At 66.7% G+C, this 18,250-nt stretch carries 17 protein-coding genes and 1 other RNA gene; 15 read left to right on the top strand and 3 right to left on the bottom strand.

Annotated features, from left to right (window positions below):
• The first annotated feature begins 9 nt into the window (after nucleotides 1-9).
• The 7 genes from KCTC_RS04925 to smpB all read left to right on the top strand — a co-directional run bounded on the left by KCTC_RS04925 (nucleotide 10) and on the right by smpB (nucleotide 6,686).
• Complete coding sequence (locus KCTC_RS04925; RefSeq protein WP_125567304.1) at nucleotides 10-861, top strand: ATP-dependent DNA ligase; 852 nt, start codon at nucleotides 10-12, stop codon at nucleotides 859-861.
• 109 nt (nucleotides 862-970) lie between these two features.
• Nucleotides 971-1,870 carry a non-homologous end-joining DNA ligase gene (gene ligD / locus KCTC_RS04920; protein ID WP_125570020.1) on the top strand — a complete coding sequence of 300 codons (900 nt, stop codon included), beginning with the start codon at nucleotides 971-973 and terminating at the stop codon, nucleotides 1,868-1,870.
• Between the two features lie 11 nt (nucleotides 1,871-1,881).
• Nucleotides 1,882-2,985, top strand: a complete 1,104-nt coding sequence (prfB, locus tag KCTC_RS04915; protein WP_125567302.1) for a peptide chain release factor 2 — start codon at nucleotides 1,882-1,884, stop codon at nucleotides 2,983-2,985.
• Nucleotides 2,986-3,110: 125 nt separating this feature from the next.
• On the top strand, nucleotides 3,111-3,800 hold the full coding sequence (gene ftsE / locus KCTC_RS04910; protein WP_125567300.1) for a cell division ATP-binding protein FtsE: 690 nt from the start codon (nucleotides 3,111-3,113) through the stop codon (nucleotides 3,798-3,800).
• 33 nt (nucleotides 3,801-3,833) lie between these two features.
• A complete protein-coding gene (gene ftsX, locus KCTC_RS04905; protein WP_125567298.1) occupies nucleotides 3,834-4,748 on the top strand; it encodes a permease-like cell division protein FtsX in 915 nt (304 codons plus the stop codon).
• A 120-nt stretch (nucleotides 4,749-4,868) separates the two neighbouring features.
• The gene (locus KCTC_RS04900; RefSeq protein WP_125567296.1) at nucleotides 4,869-6,152 is read left to right on the top strand and encodes a M23 family metallopeptidase; all 1,284 of its coding nucleotides are present in this window, start codon (nucleotides 4,869-4,871) and stop codon (nucleotides 6,150-6,152) included.
• A gap of 54 nt (nucleotides 6,153-6,206) precedes the next feature.
• The gene (smpB, locus tag KCTC_RS04895) at nucleotides 6,207-6,686 is read left to right on the top strand and encodes an SsrA-binding protein SmpB (protein ID WP_125567293.1); all 480 of its coding nucleotides are present in this window, start codon (nucleotides 6,207-6,209) and stop codon (nucleotides 6,684-6,686) included.
• 2 nt (nucleotides 6,687-6,688) lie between these two features.
• On the opposite strand, the gene KCTC_RS04890 is transcribed toward smpB, so the two are convergent.
• Entirely contained in the window at nucleotides 6,689-7,489 is an 801-nt protein-coding gene (locus KCTC_RS04890) for a maleylpyruvate isomerase family mycothiol-dependent enzyme (protein WP_125567291.1), read from the bottom strand.
• A gap of 95 nt (nucleotides 7,490-7,584) precedes the next feature.
• Between KCTC_RS04890 and KCTC_RS04885 the strand changes: the two genes are divergently transcribed.
• Nucleotides 7,585-8,145 (top strand): lipocalin-like domain-containing protein, encoded by a 561-nt coding sequence (locus tag KCTC_RS04885; RefSeq protein ID WP_125567289.1) that lies wholly within the window; start codon nucleotides 7,585-7,587, stop codon nucleotides 8,143-8,145.
• Between the two features lie 19 nt (nucleotides 8,146-8,164).
• Here KCTC_RS04885 and KCTC_RS04880 read toward each other — a convergent pair whose 3' ends face one another.
• Complete coding sequence (locus tag KCTC_RS04880) at nucleotides 8,165-9,496, bottom strand: adenylate/guanylate cyclase domain-containing protein (protein WP_125567287.1); 1,332 nt, start codon at nucleotides 9,494-9,496, stop codon at nucleotides 8,165-8,167.
• Between the two features lie 158 nt (nucleotides 9,497-9,654).
• On the opposite strand from KCTC_RS04880, the gene KCTC_RS15005 reads away from it, so the two are divergent.
• The 6 genes from KCTC_RS15005 to KCTC_RS04850 all read left to right on the top strand — a co-directional run bounded on the left by KCTC_RS15005 (nucleotide 9,655) and on the right by KCTC_RS04850 (nucleotide 16,278).
• The gene (locus KCTC_RS15005) at nucleotides 9,655-11,316 is read left to right on the top strand and encodes a helix-turn-helix domain-containing protein (protein ID WP_164512480.1); all 1,662 of its coding nucleotides are present in this window, start codon (nucleotides 9,655-9,657) and stop codon (nucleotides 11,314-11,316) included.
• A gap of 145 nt (nucleotides 11,317-11,461) precedes the next feature.
• Nucleotides 11,462-11,971, top strand: coding sequence for a cyclic nucleotide-binding domain-containing protein (locus tag KCTC_RS04870; RefSeq protein ID WP_125567283.1), 510 nt, complete (start codon nucleotides 11,462-11,464; stop codon nucleotides 11,969-11,971).
• A 147-nt stretch (nucleotides 11,972-12,118) separates the two neighbouring features.
• The gene (locus KCTC_RS04865) at nucleotides 12,119-12,541 is read left to right on the top strand and encodes a DUF5994 family protein (RefSeq protein WP_231998888.1); all 423 of its coding nucleotides are present in this window, start codon (nucleotides 12,119-12,121) and stop codon (nucleotides 12,539-12,541) included.
• Nucleotides 12,541-13,320, top strand: coding sequence for a slipin family protein (locus KCTC_RS04860; protein ID WP_125567281.1), 780 nt, complete (start codon nucleotides 12,541-12,543; stop codon nucleotides 13,318-13,320). Before KCTC_RS04865 ends, KCTC_RS04860 begins: the two co-directional genes overlap by 1 nt.
• A complete protein-coding gene (locus KCTC_RS04855) occupies nucleotides 13,317-15,011 on the top strand; it encodes a glycoside hydrolase family 13 protein (RefSeq protein ID WP_125567279.1) in 1,695 nt (564 codons plus the stop codon). Before KCTC_RS04860 ends, KCTC_RS04855 begins: the two co-directional genes overlap by 4 nt.
• 109 nt (nucleotides 15,012-15,120) lie before the next feature.
• Nucleotides 15,121-16,278 carry a glycosyltransferase family 4 protein gene (locus tag KCTC_RS04850; RefSeq protein WP_125567277.1) on the top strand — a complete coding sequence of 386 codons (1,158 nt, stop codon included), beginning with the start codon at nucleotides 15,121-15,123 and terminating at the stop codon, nucleotides 16,276-16,278.
• 449 nt (nucleotides 16,279-16,727) lie between these two features.
• Here the strand turns inward: KCTC_RS04850 and ssrA are convergent.
• Nucleotides 16,728-17,097, bottom strand: a transfer-messenger RNA (tmRNA) gene (gene ssrA / locus KCTC_RS04845).
• 143 nt (nucleotides 17,098-17,240) lie between these two features.
• On the opposite strand from ssrA, the gene KCTC_RS04840 reads away from it, so the two are divergent.
• Nucleotides 17,241-18,245 carry a DUF3048 domain-containing protein gene (locus KCTC_RS04840; protein ID WP_164512479.1) on the top strand — a complete coding sequence of 335 codons (1,005 nt, stop codon included), beginning with the start codon at nucleotides 17,241-17,243 and terminating at the stop codon, nucleotides 18,243-18,245.
• Nucleotides 18,246-18,250 lie beyond the last annotated feature (5 nt).

Here is an 18,250-nt window from a genome sequence, read left to right as displayed (position 1 = left end):
GATGCACGTATGCCCGCGCTGTTGCCGATGCTCGCAACCGCCGGCACGCATGTCCCGGGTGGTCCGGAGTGGGCTCATGAGTTCAAGTGGGACGGCATCCGGCTGCTGGTCGACTGCACCGACGACGGAGTGCGGATGACCACCCGGAACGGCAACGACCGGACGGCCAGTTGGCCGTCGATCGTGGTGCATCCCGGATACGACGTCCTGGTGGACGGTGAGGTGGTCGCGTTCGCGCCTGACGGGCGACCGCACCTCGGTGCCCTGGGCGGCGGGGCGCAGGCTCAGCTGATGGTCTTCGACCTGCTGCGATTGCACGGGCAGGACACGACCGGCCTCCCGTGGTCGGCGCGCCGTCAATTGTTGGACAGCCTCGATCTCGGGGCCTGGGAGTTGCCCGAGGTGCACGACGACGGCGCGATGCTGCTCGAGTTCACTCGTACCCACGGGATCGAGGGCATCGTCTCCAAGCGGCGTGAGAGTGCGTACGAGCCCGGCGTGCGGTCGAAGAACTGGCTCAAGTTCGTCCATCGTCACCGGGATTCGTACGTTGTCGGCGGCTGGCGACCGCAGGTCGGCACGGCAGATCGACTGGCCTCGTTGCTGGTGGGTCAGGTCACCGATGCCGGCCTGCTCTACAGAGGTCGGGTGGGAAGTGGGATCAGCAGCCGGGACTCCGTCGCACTGAAGGCGCTGCTGCAGCCGATCGCGGACAGCCCATTCGCCGACGAGGTCCCGAAGTTGGACGCGAAAGGCACCACGTGGGTCGCGCCAGCGGTCATAGTCGACGTCGAGTCCCACGGTCCGGCGGTCCATCGGTTGCGGCAGCCGAGTTTCATCGGAGTCAGGACAGACCTGTGAGCACGGCCCGAGCCGCCGGCAGTACCTCGCGATCTTCCGAACGTTCGGAAGGTTCCGCCACGCGCCGTCCGAACGTTCGGAAGATCGGGCGGAGGTGCCCGTGAGCGAGATGCGCGTCGAGATCGACGGCCGGATGGTGAAGTTGAGCAACCTGGACAAGGTGCTCTATCCGCAGACCGGCACCACCAAGGGGGAGGTGCTCGACTACTACGCCCGGGTTGCGCCAGCGATCCTGCGGCAGTTGCGCGATCGAGCCGTGACTCGTGTCCGGTGGCCGCACGGCACCGGACAGGCCAACTTCTTCGAGAAGAACGCCCCGGCCGGCACGCCGAGTTGGGTACGCACCGTCACGGTCCCGACGTCGGGGAGCCGGACCGCTGACCAACGCGAGGGCACGCTCACCTTTCCGGTCGCCGATGATCTGGCCACCCTCACCTGGATGGCCAACCTGGCTGCGCTCGAGCTGCACGTCCACCAGTGGCGAGTCGACGACTCCGGAGAACCCGTCGGCGCAGACCGGATCGTGATCGACCTCGACCCCGGTGCCCCGGCCGGGCTCCAGGAGTGCTCGCAGGTTGCCCTGCTCGTACGCGACACGCTCGCAGGCCACGGACTCACCGCGATCCCGGTCCTGAGCGGATCCAAGGGCCTCCACCTGTACGCGACCCTGCCCGCGCCCGCTGAACCGGAGGTGGCGACCGGCATCGCCAAGGCGATCGCCGATGGCCTGGAGGTCAGCCACCCGAGGCTCGTCACCGCCACGATGACGAAGGCTCGACGCGCCGGGAAGGTCTTCGTCGACTGGTCCCAGAACTCCGGCTCGAAGACCACGCTCGCGCCGTGGTCACTGCGTGGGGGAGACCGACCAACTGCCGCAGCGCCGGTGAGCTGGGCCGAGGTTGAGGCGGGGGCCGAGGATCCGCTCGGATTGGAGCAGATGGACTTCCGCGAGGTCGTACGCAGGCTGGAGACCTTCGGCGATCCGTTCGACCAGGCGAACGACGGGTAGATTGCCCGTTCGTGGCTGCCACCGATTTTGATGCCGAGCTGAAGCAGCTCCGAGCGACCCTTCACACCGTCGAGCAGGTGCTGGACCTCGGTGCGATGAAGGCCGAGATCGACGTGCTGGGCGAGCAGACGGCCGCCGCCGATTTCTGGAACGACCAGGCCGCTGCGCAGAAGGTCACGTCCAAGCTCTCCATGCTCAATGGCGAGGTGGACAGGTTCGAGTCGCTGGCCAGCCGCGTCGATGACCTGGAAGTGCTCGTCGAGCTCGCTCAGGAAGAGGGCGACGCCGACACCCTCGGGGAGGCTGACGCCGACCTCGGTCGCATCCGCAAGGACGTGGAGGCCCTCGAGGTCCGCACCCTGCTGTCCGGTGAGTACGACGTCCGTGAGGCGATCGTGTCGATCCGCTCCGGCGCCGGCGGCGTCGACGCTGCGGACTTCGCCGAGCAGTTGATGCGGATGTACTCGCGCTGGGCCGAGCGCCACAAATACCCCGTCGAGGTCTTCGACGTCTCCTACGCCGAGGAGGCCGGCATCAAGTCGGCCGAGTTCGCGATCCACGCGCCGTACGCGTACGGGACCCTGTCGGTCGAGGCCGGCACCCACCGCATGGTCCGGATCTCACCGTTCGACAACCAGGGCCGTCGACAGACGTCGTTCGCGGCCGTCGAGGTCGTCCCCGTGCTCGAGCAGACCGACGAGATCGAGGTCGACGAGAACGACATCCGTACCGATGTGTTCCGCTCCGGTGGCCCAGGTGGTCAGTCGGTCAACACCACTGACTCCGCCGTCCGCCTCACGCACATCCCGACGGGCATCGTCGTCTCCTGCCAGAACGAGAAGTCGCAGCTGCAGAACAAGGCGTCCGCGATGGTCGTCCTCAAGGCCAAGCTGCTCGCGAAGAAGAAGGCCGAGGAAGCCGCGCTCAAGAAGGACCTCAAGGGCGACGTGGCCGCCTCCTGGGGTGACCAGATGCGCAACTACGTCCTCAACCCGTACCAGTTGGTCAAGGACCTGCGGACCGGTCAGGAGTCGGGCAACCCGTCGGCTGTTCTCGACGGCGAGATCGATGACTTCATTGAGGCCGGCATCCGCTGGCGCCGCTCGGGATCGTGATCTGACGGCGCGTCCGCGGCGTCGCTCCGTGCTCGCTGGCCCGAATGGCCAGCTTGCGCGCGGGCTCCTTGCGGCCACGCGCGTCAATCACGATCCATTCTGGTCGGTGGGCTAGCCTCGATCAGGTGATTCGCTTCGAAAAGGTCACCAAGAGCTATCCGGGGACCGGCCGTCCTGCGCTGGACCAGGTCAGTCTCGACCTCGACAAGGGGGAGTTCGTCTTCCTCGTCGGTCAGTCCGGATCGGGCAAGTCGACTGCTCTGCGACTCATCCTCCGCGAGACCCGCCCGACCAACGGTCGGGTGTACGTGGCCGGCAAGGAGATCAACCGGTTGGCCGGTTGGAAGGTGCCTCGGCTGCGCCGCCAGATCGGCACCGTGTTCCAGGACTTCCGGTTGCTGCAGAACAAGACCGTCGCCGAGAACGTCGCCTTCGCGATGCAGGTGACAGGTCACACCCGCGAGGAGATCGCACGCCGGATCCCCGAGACGCTCGAACTCGTCGGTCTGGACGGCACCGCTGAGCGGATGCCCGACGAACTCTCCGGTGGTGAGCAGCAGCGCGTCGCCATCGCCCGCGCCTTCGTCAACAAGCCGATGATCCTGATCGCCGATGAGCCCACCGGCAACCTCGACCCGGCGACCACGATCGGCATCATGAACATCCTGGAGCGCATCAACAGCACCGGTACGACCGTGCTGATGGCGACCCACGACGCCACCATCGTCGACCAGATGCTCAAGCGGGTGATCGAGCTCGACGAGGGGCGCATCGTGCGCGACGAGTCCCGCGGCGCGTACGACTCCCCGGCCTGACCCGCTGAGACTGACTGAGAAGAGACGACATCCATGGCGATCCGTTACGTACTCACCGAGCTGCGACAGGGCCTGCGGCGCAACATCTCGATGCACCTCGCGGTGGTCATCACCCTGCTGGTGTCGATGACGCTGGCCGGCGTCGGCTACCTGCTGTTGAAGCAGGCCCAGCAGGCTGACCACGACCTCGGTGGCAAGCTCCAGATCACCGTCTACATGTGTACGGGCGTCCCGGAGGGTCGTACGAAGAACTGCATCCAGGAGGTCACGCCGACCCAGAAGGCGCTGATCGAGTCGACGCTGTCTCACAACCCGTACGTCGGCAGCGTCCAGTACGAGTCGCCACAGGACCTCTACAACACGTGGAAGCGCGAGAAGCTCGCCGGCGTCACTGGCCCCAATCCGGTCGTGACCGTTGCGGCCGCTCCGGCATCGTTCCGGATCTCGATGAACGATGCTCACCACGTTCAGGCGATCATCGACTCCGTGCTGACCCTTCCGGGGGTCATGCGCGTCAACGATCAACGTGACCTGGTCGCCCGGATCCTCGGCGTTCTCGACGCGACCATGGGGATGGCGCTGGCTGCGGCCGCCGCGCTCGTCGTCGGAGCGCTCCTGCTGGTGTCGAACACCGTGAGGCTGGCGGCGTTCGCCCGACGTCGTGAGATCAGCATCATGCGGCTCGTCGGCGCCTCCTCGCTCTACATCATGTTGCCGTTCCTGCTCGAGGTGTTGGTTGCGGCGCTGATCGGTGGCGGGCTGGCGGTCGCCGCGTTGGCCGGCGTGGAGTACTTCGGCATCCAGCGGGGCCTCGCGCCGCACATCCAGTTCATGTCCTGGGTCGGATGGCACGACTGGGGTGTGGGGTCGGCGTACGTGATCGCGCTCAGCGTCGTGCTGTCTGTGGTGCCGGCGCTGCTGATGACACGGCGGTACGTGAAGGTCTGACCGAGTCGGTCCAACACTCAAGAAGAACTTGAGACTTTCGGCCCCCTCGGCGTGTTCTGCCCGAGGGGGCCGACGTTGTTACGTACGGTCGAGGTTGTTCACTTCCCCGAACGAAACGGTTTGTACCCGTGCGAGACCTTCCCCCGGCGCACGGCACCGCGACGCGTCCCTCTTGGCCGTACGGTTGCCATCGGTGCCGCGCTGGCCCTCACGGCCGGTGCGGTCTCCAACCCGTCCCACGCGGACGATCTGCGTCACAAGCAGCGCTCGATCCAGAGCACCGAGCAGAAGGTCCAGCAGGACCTCGACGGTTCCAGTGCGGCGTACCGGAAAGCGCAGGCGCACCTGGCCGCGGTGACCAGCCAGTTGCACAGCGCGAAGTGGCGTGTCACCACGGTCCAGCACGCGCTGCGCATCGCCCAGGCCAATGACCGCGTCTGGCAGAAGCGACTCGTGGCCGCCCAGATGAAACTTGCCACGGCGCAGCGCGATCTGGGTGCGAGTCAGCATGCCGTTGCAGTTCAGCGCCAGATCGTCATCGGCAACACGGTGACCGTCGGCACGGGTGCGAGTTCCTCGGCATCACAGATGGAAGCGATGCTCGGCTCGCACTCGATGGCAGACATGACTGCTGCAGCGGAGTACGGCGCCATCTACTCGCAGATGCAGTCTGCGATCTATGACAATCTGACGGCAGCCGAGAGCCGGATGGCGACCCGCCAGCAGCAGGTCGCGAGCGCCACCCAGGAGGTGGCCGTCGGTGCCGCCCAGGCCGCAGCGCAGGTCGCCCGGGTCAAACACCTTCAGGCCGAGGCCGTGGCTGCGCGTACGCAAGTGACGAACCTGCTCCGTTCGGCCCAGAAGGCCACCCATGCTGCCCACCAGCTCGCCCTGCACGATCAGGCGGCACTCAACTCGCTGAAGGCGCAGGAGGCGCAGATCATCGCGCGGATCCTCGCGCAGTCGGGGAGCGACCTCCACCGGGACGGCGTCTCCACCAATGGGATGCTGTCGTACCCATTGCTCGGTGGCGGCGTCCTCACCTCGCCGTACGGCTACCGGATCAACCCGATCTGGGGCTATTACGGTCTGCACGACGGCGACGACTTCGCCGCACCCTGTGGCACCCCGGAGATCGCGGTCCAGTCGGGCCGGGTCGTCTCGGAGTACTACTCCTCGGTCTGGGGCAACCGGTTGTTCCTTGACCTCGGCTACATCGACGGCCACAACTTCACCGTGATCTACAACCACATGGCGCGGTACGCGGTCGGCGTGGGCGCCATCGTGACCCGCGGCCAGACGGTGGGGTACGAAGGCACCACGGGCTGGTCGACGGGCTGCCACATCCACTTCACGGTCATGCGTGACGGGGTCGCCGTCGACCCGATGCACTACATCGCCTGACGTCTCGCCGAAACTGATGTGACCCGCCGCGGCCCGGTCTGGGAGACTTGTCCAATGCCCAGGGAGAAAGGTCGCCAGCTCGTCGCGCAGAACAAGAAGGCGCGCCACGACTATCACGTCGAGGATGTCTTCGAGGCGGGACTCGTGCTCACGGGCACCGAGGTCAAGTCGCTGCGCCAGGGGCGTGCTTCCCTGGTCGACGGCTTCGTCGACATCGAGTTCGGTGAGGCCTGGCTGCACGGCGTGCACATCCCGGAGTACGCCAATGGCACCTGGACCAACCACTCCGCCCGGCGCAAGCGCAAGCTCCTGCTCAACAAGCACGAGATCCGCGAGATCGAGAAGGAAGTCTCGGCCAAGGGTGTGACCGTGGTGCCGCTCTCGCTCTACTTCTCGGACGGCAAGGCCAAGATCGAGATCGCGCTCGCCCGGGGCAAGAAGTCGTACGACAAGCGGCAGTCGATCGCGGAGCGTACGGCCAATCGCGAGACCGAGCAGGCGCTCGGACGGCGCCTCAAGGGCATGGCCGACTGACGCTACGGCGTCACGGTCAGGGCGTTGAGGAGCCGGGTGGCCAGGTCGCCGTCGCCCTCGAACGACACCTCGACCCGGTCCAGCGGCACACGGCCGCCGGCCAGGACGATGTACGCCTCGCGGCTGAGCGAGATGGTCGTGGTCGGTCCGGGCACCTCGGCAGCGCGTCCGCGGCCGTCCTCACCGATGACCGCCGTCGCCGTGATGTCACCGACGTCGACCCGCGCGCTCTGGCCGATGGCGGCCTTCGCGCCCTTGCCGAGGGCGTACCCGAGTGCGCGCAGGTAATGCTTGATCACGAAGGTGCCGACGGCCCCGTCGAGGTTGCCCGGGCGTTGCAACGTACGGCGCAGGTCCTGCTCATGCATCCAGATGTCGCCGATCCGGTTGCGCAGCAAGGTGTCGTTGGTCCACCCGAGCAGCCCGAACACGTCCGGCGCGGTGGCATCAGGGTCGGGAGGAGCTGCGGCCAGCGATGCAGCCCTGGTCACCCGAGCCTCGTCGATCTCCGTGACCAGTTCGTCGCGCGTACGTCCTCGGCGGGCCACGACGCCCTGCTCGGTGTATTCGCCCAACACGTTCTTGACGTGCTCGGGTGCGCCGATGTCGACCGGCTCGTGGCCGCCACCCGCGACGACGTGCTCGAGGTGGGCGATGTGGGCGACGACCGCCGCGACGTCCCAGCCGGCAAGGTCGGTGGCGTGGTGCCACTGGTCATCGGTGATGTCGGCGGCGAACGCGCGGAAATCGCTCACCGCGGTGTGCCACAGGACGATCAGGTCATCGAGCGATGGGTCGGTCACGGCCCGAACCTAGCGTCCTCCGGACGAGTTGTCGTGCTGGTCGGCGGCGGCTCCTGAGGGCTAGCGTGGTGCCGAACACGATCCGGAGGAACCCCATGAGACTGACTGGATTGGCCCGCGGCGTACTCATCGCCGCAACTGCAAGCGCCGTCGCCGGCTGTGGCGGCTCCTCCTCGAGCGGTACGCCGTCGACATCGCCAGGTGCCACGAGTTCGTCGCCCGCCGTCACGACTCCTGCGGCCACGCCCGTCACGCTCGCCAGTGGTCTTGTCGGGACCTGGCATGCCGACGTCCATGACCTGCTGGCGGGGACCGCCGCGCTGAGCCACGGCATGTCCTTCGACTGTTCCGGACCCGTCACGGTCACCTTCAACGCAGACGGGACGGCAACCGACCACCTGCAGATGCACTGCTCCATTCACGGCCGGCCGGCCAGCGGGGACGTGACCTCCACCGGCAACTACTCCGTGAGTGGCCATCACATCTCGTTCTCGAACATCCACAACACCGGGGGAGTCCAGGTGATGGGCATCACCGTGCCGTTCCCTGCCGCGTTCTCGGGCAGCGGCGCGGATGTCTCGATCAGCGGAAACCAACTGAGTTTCGACATCACGGCCGCCGGCACCACGATCCATCAGGTGTATCACCGCGGTTGAGCGGCCCGGAGCGGCGCGCCTACGAAGTGACGGCGTACACGCGCCACGGCTCGGGGATGCCCTTGAAGTCGTGGTCCCCTCGGTCGGTGAAGTCGATCGCTGACCCGGCGACGAGATCGCGTACGGTCCGCGACACCAGGATCTCGCCGGCCTGAGCGGCCGATCCGATGCGCGCCGCGAGGTGTACGGCCAGCCCGGCGATGTCGTCGTCCTGGGTCACCTCCACCTCGCCGGTGTGGAGTCCGACTGTGAGTTCGATCCCCAACGGCGCGGTGGCTTCGATCATCGCCTTCGCGCACCGGATCGACCGCGCCGGGCCGTCGAAGGTTGCCATCAGCCCGTCGCCGAGGGTCTTCACCTCGGTGCCACGATGGGTACGGAGTTGGTCGCGCAGGACGCTGGTGACGGCGGTCAGCAGGTCGTGCCAGGTGCTGTCGCCCAAGGCGGCCGCGGTCCGGGTCGAGCCGACGATGTCGACGAACATGACGGTCGTGACGATCCGGTCGACCTCGACCGCGCGGCGGGCGCCGGTCATGAAGTGCTCGATCTCGTCGATCACCGCGTCCGCGTCGCCGACGTAGATCGCGTGGTCGATGCCGGGCAGTTCCTTGTACGTGGCCCCGGGGATGTGATCGGCGAGGTACTTGCCAGCTCGCCAGTTCACGGCCCGGTCGCCACGGCGGTGGACCACGAGGGTCGGCTGGCTGACCGAGGGGAGCAGGGCGCGTACGTCGATGTCCAGGAAGGCTTCGAAAGCTTGTTGCAGCGACGACGGGCTGGCGCTGTAGCGCTGGAGTCGTGCATAGAAGTCGCGGGCGAAGTCGATGTCGGCGACCGAGGGTGCCATCACCTCGGCCATCGCGCCCTCGAACAGGAAGGGCGCGGTCGCCCGGGAGGATTCGAGCAGGTCCTCGCGCGGCGCCGCCCAGGGGTGGTCCTCGGCCCACGTGCCGCGGGCGAGACCTCCGTAGAGCACGAGGTTGTCGACCATGTCGGGATGGGTCGTCGCCATCAGGATCGCGGTCGGCGCACCCTCCGAGATGCCGACCAGGGTGGCGCTGGTCGAACCGACGGCCTGCATCACCGCACGGATGTCCTCGACCCGCTCCTCCAGCGTCGAGGCTCGCGGCAGCCGGTCGGACAGGCCGGTGCCGCGACGGTCGTACTGGATCACCCGGGCAAACGTGCCAAGTCGCTCGAACATGTGGACGACGCTCGGCACGTCCCAGATGAGCTCGACGTGGCCGAGGTAGCCCGGGACCAGGACGATGTCGATCGGGCCGTCGCCGACGACCTTGTACGCGATCGACACCTCGCCGGCGAGGGCGTACTGGGTCGGCGGGGGAGTCACGCCCACAACGTACGCCCCGAGGGTGCCGATGCGACTGGAATCCGGTCCATCCGAGGTGGTGCGGATCACCCGATGGGGGCCTACTCGGATCGACGGCAGCAGGCTTAACCTGAAAAGGATCTGAGTCTCGGGCGGGTTCGCTAGTGAGGCGGATGAGCATGAGCAACACGGTGTCGAAGTCGGTAGCCAGCCACGCGGTGGATGCACACACGGCGGTGGAGGCCGCGGCTCGCGGATGGGGGCCACAGGCCCCGACCGTCGGGACGGACGAACAAGCCCTCCTCCTGGCCGAGATGGACATGTGGGCCCGCATCGAAGCGGGAGACTTCGACCGCGCAACCGCCGCCGCCTCCCGGCTCCTGATCGTGTCGACCGACCCGCCCCAGCGTGGACGGGTAGAGGCCGCGATCGGCGTGATGATGCAGCGCGCCGGTCTGATGGCAGACGCACGCGAACAGTTCGAGCGGGCGCTCGCGCTCGTCGCCGGGTCAGCCTCCGACGAGGCGATGTTCCTGGCGGTCTCCTCCCTGTCACGGGTCCTGGGTGGCGACATCGCCGGCGCCGAGATGCAGGCTGAGCGAGCCATCGCTCTCGGCGAGCAGAGTGGGATCGACTTCGCGGTCCGGCAGGGGCTGACCACGATGGCAGCAGTGCACCTGGCCAACGGACTGCCTCACGTGGCTCTCCTCGATGCGCAGAAGGCCGTCGGACTGGCCACCCAGGGCGAGGCTCAGGCCGAGTACCGCTCGACCGCCCATGTGTTGCTCGGAATGGCGCGAGCCGAACTCGATCAACTGCCTGAGGCCCACGAGGCGATCCTCACCGGCGTGAAGATCGCCGAGGACGAGGGCGACACTGGTCAACTCTCCTGGTACCTCGCCTCCAACGCGCTCCTGCACGTCATCGACGGCGAGTGGGACAACGCGATCAGGGACTGTCAGGCCGCGCTACGGGTCGCACGCGAGACCGGCGCGGTTGCCGCCCGCCCGTTGGCCTGGGGGATCTGGGCGACGATCGAAGCGGCCCGGGCGAAATCATCCCAGGCGGCGAACCTGATCCAGCAGGCGCGCTCGCACCGCCTGGGGCCGTACGGAGGTTTGGGGGAGGAGTGGGTGGCGCTCGCCCAGGCAGCCAACTCGCACGACGGGAACGAGAGGTACGACCTGCTGTGCGAGGCCTGGTTCCGGCTGCGAGGAGCGCCGTTCCTGCTCGCGTGGCGGGTCTTCGCGCCGCAGCTGGTGCACGAGGCGATGGACCGCAACGACTTGGGCGTCGCTTCGACGGTGACGGCGACAGCGATGGAAGGTGCGCGGCGAGCACCGGGAGTCGCGAGCGCGCTGGCCACGGCGAAAGTGTGTGAGGGACTCCTCAACCGTGATCCGGTCGTATGCCAGGCGGGAGTGGACGCCCAGCGCGGCACCGGACGCCCACCAACCCACGCGCTCTTTTGCATGGACGCTGCGCGTCTGTGGCAGGAGAGCGGCGAGAAGGACCGGGCCATCGTGCTTCTCCAGGAGGCGAGCACCATCGTGCACACGCTGCATGCGACGCGCTGGTCGGCCCTGGTCGGGCGGATGCTCGGTGCGGGATCGGTACCTGCGCCGCGGAACGTACCTCCGGACGCGTGGGGCGAGCTCACGCCGACGGAACGGCACGTCGCGCGGCTTGCTGCTGCCGGCAGGACGAACCCCGAGATCGCCGCAGAGCTGGTCGTGTCGCCGCGGACCGTACAGACCCACATGGCCCACATCCACGCGAAGTTCGGGGTGAGTTCGCGGGTTCAACTTGCCGCTCACCTCGCCGGCTCGGACCTCGGCTGAGGCCGTACGTCCTCCGCCACTCGGCGGATGCCACCGACTCCGGCCGGCGGAGCAGATATCAGCCAGTTGGCGGAAGCGCCGCGCTCGAGCACGGAGCACGCTGGTCCCGTCGCCACTTCCCACATCCCTTTGGAGGCCGAGAGCAATGGACCACCGCCACGACTACGAGATCACCGACCGGGACGCGCACTTCGCCGGTCTTCTCACCCGCCGTCAGTACCACCCCAGACTGAGCCGCTCGGAGAAGTCAGAACTCGCCAGGCAACTGTCCGGGCACCCGTTGCTGGCTGGCATGACCGCGTCGGAGATCTCGGGGCTCATCGCTGCCAGTCACGCATTTGTCTATCCGGAGCATTGGACGATCAGCGCCCAGTCGAGTTGTTCGGACATGTGCTTCCTCATCCTCGAGGGCGAGGTCGCGATGAGTCGGAACCACGAGGACGTGCGGCTCGTCGGGCCGGGAGACGTCATCGGCCTGGCCGATGCGGCGCACCACCACGTGCATCATGAGGCAGCGGTCTCACAGACGCGAGTGACCGGCGTTGCGGTCGATTCCGAGCCGCTGCTGGCGGTGCTGGGTGCGCATGCGCCGGCGCCTGTACGCGAGGGTGCCCTCGCCGCGGCGTACGCGCCAGCCGGAGTGGCCGTCTCCTGACCGCCCAGGGCCGTCGGGCGGGTGCATTCCGCAGGGCCGGGGTACTGTGGAGGAAAGCCGCGATTCTTAGGTCACCGGGCGCATCGGCCATCAACCGACCACTGGTTCAAGGATTCTGATGACACGGCATATCTCTGTGAGGTGGCCATGGCCACGAATCCGCAATCAACTCGTTTTTCCTACCGCGCGAAGCCAGATCGCGTACTTCCCGACGCGGTCTGGTGGCCCGGGAATCGCTCGCTGAGCGATCAGCTTCCCGCCCTTGTCTCGCTGTGGCCCGTCGCCGCCGGCCATATCTCCAGGATCCTGTACTCGCCGCCCGACTGGGACGATCGTCCTCGCCAGGTCGATGTCGGTGATCGGATCATGAAGACGGGTTGTTTCCCACGAGACGACACCCATCTGGTCACTCTGACCCTTGCGAACGGCGAGCATCGTACGGTCCGGATCATTCAGCCCGACGCCTCCGCCGAGGATGCGCGCTCCGCTCTCACCGGCGTGGAGGGTGATGACCATTCCGAGTGGGACAGCGAGGGCGGGCACCACCACGAACGGGCGCAGGCCGTCTGATGTCTGCTGTCATCGGTGTGGTGGCCGCGCTGGCTGTCGTCGCGCTGCTCGGTCTCGTCCTGTCCGTGAGGGTCGTCAAGCAGTACGAGCAGGGCGTGCTCTTCCGTCTGGGCCGGGTCATCGGAGTACGAGAGCCCGGCCTGCGCTTCATCATCCCCGTGGTGGATGTGTTGCACCGGGTCAGCTTCCGCATCGTGACGATGCCGATCCAGTCACAGGGCATCATCACGCGTGACAACGTCAGCGTGGATGTCTCCGCGGTGGCCTACTTCCGGGTCACGGATGCAGTCAAGGCCGTCGTCGCGATCGAGGACGTCCACACGGCGATCAACCAGATCGCCCAGACCACGCTGCGCAAGGTCGTGGGCCAACACACGCTGGACGAGACGCTCTCCGAGACCGATCGGATCAACGTGTCCATCCGCGAATTCCTCGACGGCGTCACGAGCGGGTGGGGAGTGGAAGTCACGCTGGTCGAGCTCAAGGACATCCAACTGCCCGACAGCATGAAGCGCGCAATGGCGCGTCAGGCCGAAGCCGAGCGGGAGAAGCGCGCGAAGATCATCAACGCCGAGGGTGAGTCGTTGGCTGCTGCCGCGCTGGGTGACGCCTCGGACGTGATGATGCAGCACCCGCTGGCGCTGCAGTTGCGAAACCTCCAGACGCTCATCGAGCTCGGTGTCGACAAGAACACCACCATCGTCTTTCCAGCTCCACTGATGAGCACCGTGGCCGAACTCGGGGCGTTCCTTGCCCGCGAGTCAGCGGCCGCTGAGTGACGCCCACGGATGGAGCCGAATGGTGGCGCTCAGCCGTCGTCTATCAGATCTACCCGCGCAGCTTCGCGGACTCGGACGGGGACGGCGTCGGCGATCTTCGAGGCGTGATCGCACACCTGGACCACCTCGTCGATCTGGGGATCGGCGTGATCTGGCTCGGCCCGGTCTACCCGTCTTCGCAGGCCGACAATGGGTACGACATCACCGACTATCAGGACATCGACCCGGTCTTCGGCTCGCTCGAGGACCTGGATGCGTTGCTCGCGGCTATCCACGCCCGTGGAATGAGGCTGATCCTGGACCTGGTGGTCAACCACTCCTCACACAGGCACCCCTGGTTCGTTGAATCACGCCGGTCGACGGTGAATCCGTACGCCGACTGGTATTTCTGGCGTGATCCCCGCCCGGGAACCGTCGGCGGTCAACCAGGTGCCGAGCCCAACAACTGGGGTGCGGCATTCTCCGGGCCGGCGTGGACGTGGGTGCCCGAACGCGCGCAGTACTACCTGCATCTCTTCTCGCCGAGCCAACCCGATCTCAACTGGGAGAACGCTGAGGTCCGTGACGCAGTGTTCTCGATGATGAATTGGTGGCTGGACCGCGGGATCGACGGATTCCGGATGGATGTCATCAACTTCATCGCGAAGGACCGTGATCTGCCGGACGTGCCCGCACCAGCAGGCGGGTACGGCGACGGGATGCCGCACTTCGCGAATCGGCCAGAGCTGAAGGGATACCTGCGGGAGATGAACGAGCGGGTTTTCGACCCTCGGCCGGGTCGATACCTCAGGGTGGGGGAGATGCCCCACGTGAGTCCCGAGCAGGCGCGCGAGTTCACCGATACCGAGAATGCGCTTCTGGCCATGGTGTTCCAGTTCGATCACGTCTCGCTGGACCAGCAGGGTGACAAGTGGACTCCGCGCACCGCCTCGGTCAACGACCTGCGTGACACCCTCGTACGCTGGCAACTCGCCTTGAGCGATGGTGGTTGGAACAGTCTGTACTGGAACAACCATGACCAGCCGCGGGTCGTGTCCCGCTACGGCAACGACACGACGTTCTGGCGTGAGTCGGCGACCGCCCTGGCCACGGTGCTGCATCTTCATCGCGGGACGCCGTACGTCTATCAGGGCGAAGAGATCGGCATGACCAACATGCCGTTCGACTCCATCGCGGATCTGCGGGATGTCGAGTCCCTGGCCTACTACGCCGCCGCTGTGGACGGCAGCGGGGCAGACCCGGCTGCTGCGATGGCTGCCCTGCGACGGCAGAGTCGCGACAATGCGCGTACGCCGATGCAGTGGACTGGTGCGGCCGGTGCCGGATTCAGCGACGGCACTCCGTGGATCGCAGCCAACCCGAATCATTCGTGGCTCAACGTCGCAGCGCAGAGGGACGACCCGGGGTCGATCTACCAGCACTACAAAGCTCTGATCGCGTTACGCCACAGTCGGTCGGTCCTCGTGATGGGTGGATTCAGGGTGATCGAGACCGGTCGCGACCAGATCTACGCATTCGCCCGTACGTGGGGAGACGAGACCGTGGAGGTGTATGCCAACCTGTCGAACTCGCCGATCAGTTTCGATCTCGCCAGCGCCGGCGGCCGAGTGTTGCTGCTGACGAACTACCACGAATCGGACCCTGAATCAGAGGCCCTTCGCCCATGGGAGGCGCGTGTGTACGAGTGCTGAGGATCCGCGGCGTACTCTGGAAACGGACTGCGGGACATTGAGCCGCCGGCCGTGGACTTCGCGACTGGCTTCGGCTCAGGTGTCGGCAGCGACAAGAGGCGGTGGCGAGATGCCCTCGCGCCCGACGATCCACTTCATCTGGGAGTTCGGCATTCCCCTGCCCGCGGGCACCGGCGGATCCGAGAACTACACGATCGGGCATGTCCGCGAGCTCAACCGGCGAGGTGTCCGCGCTGAGATCGTGACTGTCGGCGTCGTCGGCCCAGATGGTCGCGACGAATTTCCCGGGGTCCCTTTCCGGGCTCTCGACACGGTGGCCGAGGTCGGTCGCCTGGACGGGATCGTCGTGTTCGTGACGGAGTTCCCCTCCGTGGCGACTCGCCGGCGAGCGTTCCAGATGCTGCACGTCCCGCCACCGATCCACGTCGCGGACCGGGTACGCGTGGCCGCGCGAATGCGTGATCGCACGCTCATCGCCACGAGCCAGTTCGCTGCGCACATGTGGGCCAGCTTCCTGAGCGTCGACGAGACCGAGGTGCGGGTCGTGTACCCGTTCGCGGAGCCGTGCTTCGGTGAGGTCGAGCGGTCCGAGGCCGGTGCCGATGTCGTACGCGTCCTGTTCGCAGGTCGGTTGAGCCCGGAGAAGGGCGTCTTCACTCTGCTGTCCATGCTCCACCTCGACATGGCGAGTCCGGGCGTCGCGATGAGCATCACGGCGACGACGGCCGGATCGGACAAGCCGCATGGCGCGGTGATCCGACGGCTGCTGGCGGCCCACCCGGACATCCGCCTGGTGGAGGCACGCAAGACCCCGGAGGCGATGGCGGCTCTGATGGCACAGCACGACGTCGTGGTGATGCCGTCGAATGGCCAGTACTGGCACGAAACCTTTGGGATCGTGTCGATCGAGGCCCAACATGCGGGCTGCCAGGTCGTCGCCTCGGACGACGGTGGTCTGCCGGAGACGGACTGCGGTGCGATCACCTTCGTCGTGCCTGACGACGCGGCTGCCTTGGCAGTCGGGATCAATCGGGCGCTGGCCCGCGGGCCGCAATCGAGAGCAGATCGGGCCGGAGCAGCACGCCGGTTCACTGTTGCCCAATCAGCGACCGACCTTCTTGCCGTGCTCGACCGCATCCCGGCGAGTACGCCGTCGTTGGCTGTCGTCGAACTCGATGAACTTGTGTCCGGCACGCTCCGTACGCCGCAGTCGGCAGTGGCAACGGCCCTGTCGACTGCGGTCCATCTCAGTGGGGCTGGCGCCTAGCAACTACTTCCGTCGTCTGCACAATCCTGTCGGGTTGAGGGCACATTCACCCCAGAACGTCCGCTCCGCTGGAGGGTGTGACAATCCGGACGGCGAACCCGGCGCCCGTGGTTGGCTCTGCGGTTCATGCGACTGCTGGGCCGCTCGTGCCCTGCCCCGGGTTGGCTTGATGTGTGCTGGCGGCGTACCAGATACGTCGCCAGCACAGACCAAGCAGGAGAAGGGCTGGACGGGCGCGGGTCTGGCAGTCCGGCCAGCAGTGGGGCCGGCGCGTAGCGGCACCTCGCGGCATCTCTGATGCCGCATGACATGACGAAGCGGCGTGGCCGTCCGTCAGGAAGGCACACGCCGCCAGTCACAGAGTGGAGCGGCTGCCGCGCTGCGCGCGTCAGCGCACCCCCTCCTCGTCGAGACCGCTCAAGCCCTCGGCTTGGCGGCCTTCTCCTCGTCGGTGGAGCTGCGGGGAATCGAACCCCGGTCCTCGAGCGTCGAACCAAGTCTTCTACGGGTGTAGTCGATGCTGTCGCTTTTCTCGGCCTTGAGGCTTGCACAGACACATCCCCAACAGGCTCAGTCAGCTATATGTCCCTAGCGCCCCACTGACGAGATGCGCATGGTGAGTCTTCTAGGCGACGCCTGGGTCCGGGCCGAAGACGGATACCCGGTCAGACGCTTCGATCACCGCTCAGGCGGCGAGAGCGAAGGAACTGCGCTTAGCGTTGGCAGTTATATTTTTTCCAGCGGCGTTAACGAGATGGCGCTGGCTCCTCGACCCGCTTCCCCTGGAACTAACGTCCCAAGTCGAAACCGATCAGCCCCTCTTGAGTTTTCAACGCCGGCCCTCGGGCCAGCAGGTCAACGCTACCGGGTCGGCCCCACATTCCTCTAATGAGTTTCTGAGACTTCGGTGAGTCTGGGCGAGCCTGCTTCGCACGAGTGCGTACGCGAGGTTGACTGAACGAGTGCGCCGAGTTGTCACTGCCCTTGCCCTGTCCAGCCTCGCCCTGACCGCCTGCGGCGGCGGGAAGTCGATCAGCGCGCCCAGTTCCGCCGGCACCTCCTCGGCCCCGGCTGCGCCCGCGTTCTGGCCGCTCACCTGTGAGCCGCTCAACGGCGGCAGCGCTGCGACCACGCACCCCGTCTACATCGCGAAGATCCCCAACGACTCGAACGCCCGGCCGCAGTACGGCCTGGCTTCCGCGGACTTCGTCTACGAGGAGTTGGTGGAGGGCGGTCTGACCCGCCTCGGCGCCTTCTTCTACTCCAACCTGCCGTCGAAGGTGGGTCCGATCCGGTCGACCCGACTGACCGACATCGGACTGGCCAAGCCGCTGGGGGCGCATGTCGTCACCTCCGGCGGTGCGGATGTCACAATCAAGGCCGTCGCGGCAGCGGGCATCCCTCTCATCACCATGAGCAACCCGCATGTCAGGCGGATTCTCGACGGCACCCACCCGGGGGTCGACAGTGTGTACGCCGATCTGAAGCAACTCGGCGTCGAGGCGAACCAGCCGTCGGCCACGCCGGCCTCCTTCCTGCCCTGCGGCAAGTTCAAGGGCAGCGGCACCGCGACCTCGATCACCGTGAAGTTCTCCGGCGCGAGCACGACCAAGTGGTCGTACGCGGGCGGCAAGTACACGATGACCAACGGCTACATGAACGCCGGCGACGCATTCCAGCCGACCACGATCATCGTGATCAAGGTCAGGACGTCGGACTCCGGGTATGGCGGCTACCAGGGCGCGTACGTGCCTGAGTCGCACTTCGACGGCAGTGGCAAGGCGATCATCTTCTCGGGCGGCAAGGTCGTGAAGGGAACGTGGCACAAGAACGGGGTCAACGGCACGCCGACCTTCACCGACTCCGCCGGGCACCCGATCTACATCAACCCGGGTCACACGTTCCTGGAGATGATCCCGAACGGCAACGACCCGCAGGTCGCGGAGGGCACCGTCACGTTCAGCTGAGGCTG

This window comes from Nocardioides baekrokdamisoli, from assembly GCF_003945325.1.
In the GTDB taxonomy this organism is placed as follows: Bacteria; Actinomycetota; Actinomycetes; order Propionibacteriales; family Nocardioidaceae; genus Nocardioides; species Nocardioides baekrokdamisoli.
Note: the sequence above shows the minus strand (reverse complement) of the source record. Positions and strands in the feature narration are given on the sequence as shown.

Bases quoted from the DNA above. Each gene is read 5' to 3' on its own strand.
- KCTC_RS04925 (WP_125567304.1), top strand. From the start codon at position 10: ATGCCCGCGCTGTTGCCGATGCTCGCAACCGCCGGCACGCATGTCCCG.
- ligD (WP_125570020.1), top strand. From the start codon at position 971: ATGCGCGTCGAGATCGACGGCCGGATGGTGAAGTTGAGCAACCTGGAC.
- ftsX (WP_125567298.1), top strand. From the start codon at position 3,834: ATGGCGATCCGTTACGTACTCACCGAGCTGCGACAGGGCCTGCGGCGC.
- smpB (WP_125567293.1), top strand. From the start codon at position 6,207: ATGCCCAGGGAGAAAGGTCGCCAGCTCGTCGCGCAGAACAAGAAGGCG.
- KCTC_RS04885 (WP_125567289.1), top strand. From the start codon at position 7,585: ATGAGACTGACTGGATTGGCCCGCGGCGTACTCATCGCCGCAACTGCA.
- KCTC_RS15005 (WP_164512480.1), top strand. From the start codon at position 9,655: ATGAGCAACACGGTGTCGAAGTCGGTAGCCAGCCACGCGGTGGATGCA.
- KCTC_RS04870 (WP_125567283.1), top strand. From the start codon at position 11,462: ATGGACCACCGCCACGACTACGAGATCACCGACCGGGACGCGCACTTC.
- KCTC_RS04865 (WP_231998888.1), top strand. From the start codon at position 12,119: ATGGCCACGAATCCGCAATCAACTCGTTTTTCCTACCGCGCGAAGCCA.
- KCTC_RS04860 (WP_125567281.1), top strand. From the start codon at position 12,541: ATGTCTGCTGTCATCGGTGTGGTGGCCGCGCTGGCTGTCGTCGCGCTG.
- KCTC_RS04850 (WP_125567277.1), top strand. From the start codon at position 15,121: ATGCCCTCGCGCCCGACGATCCACTTCATCTGGGAGTTCGGCATTCCC.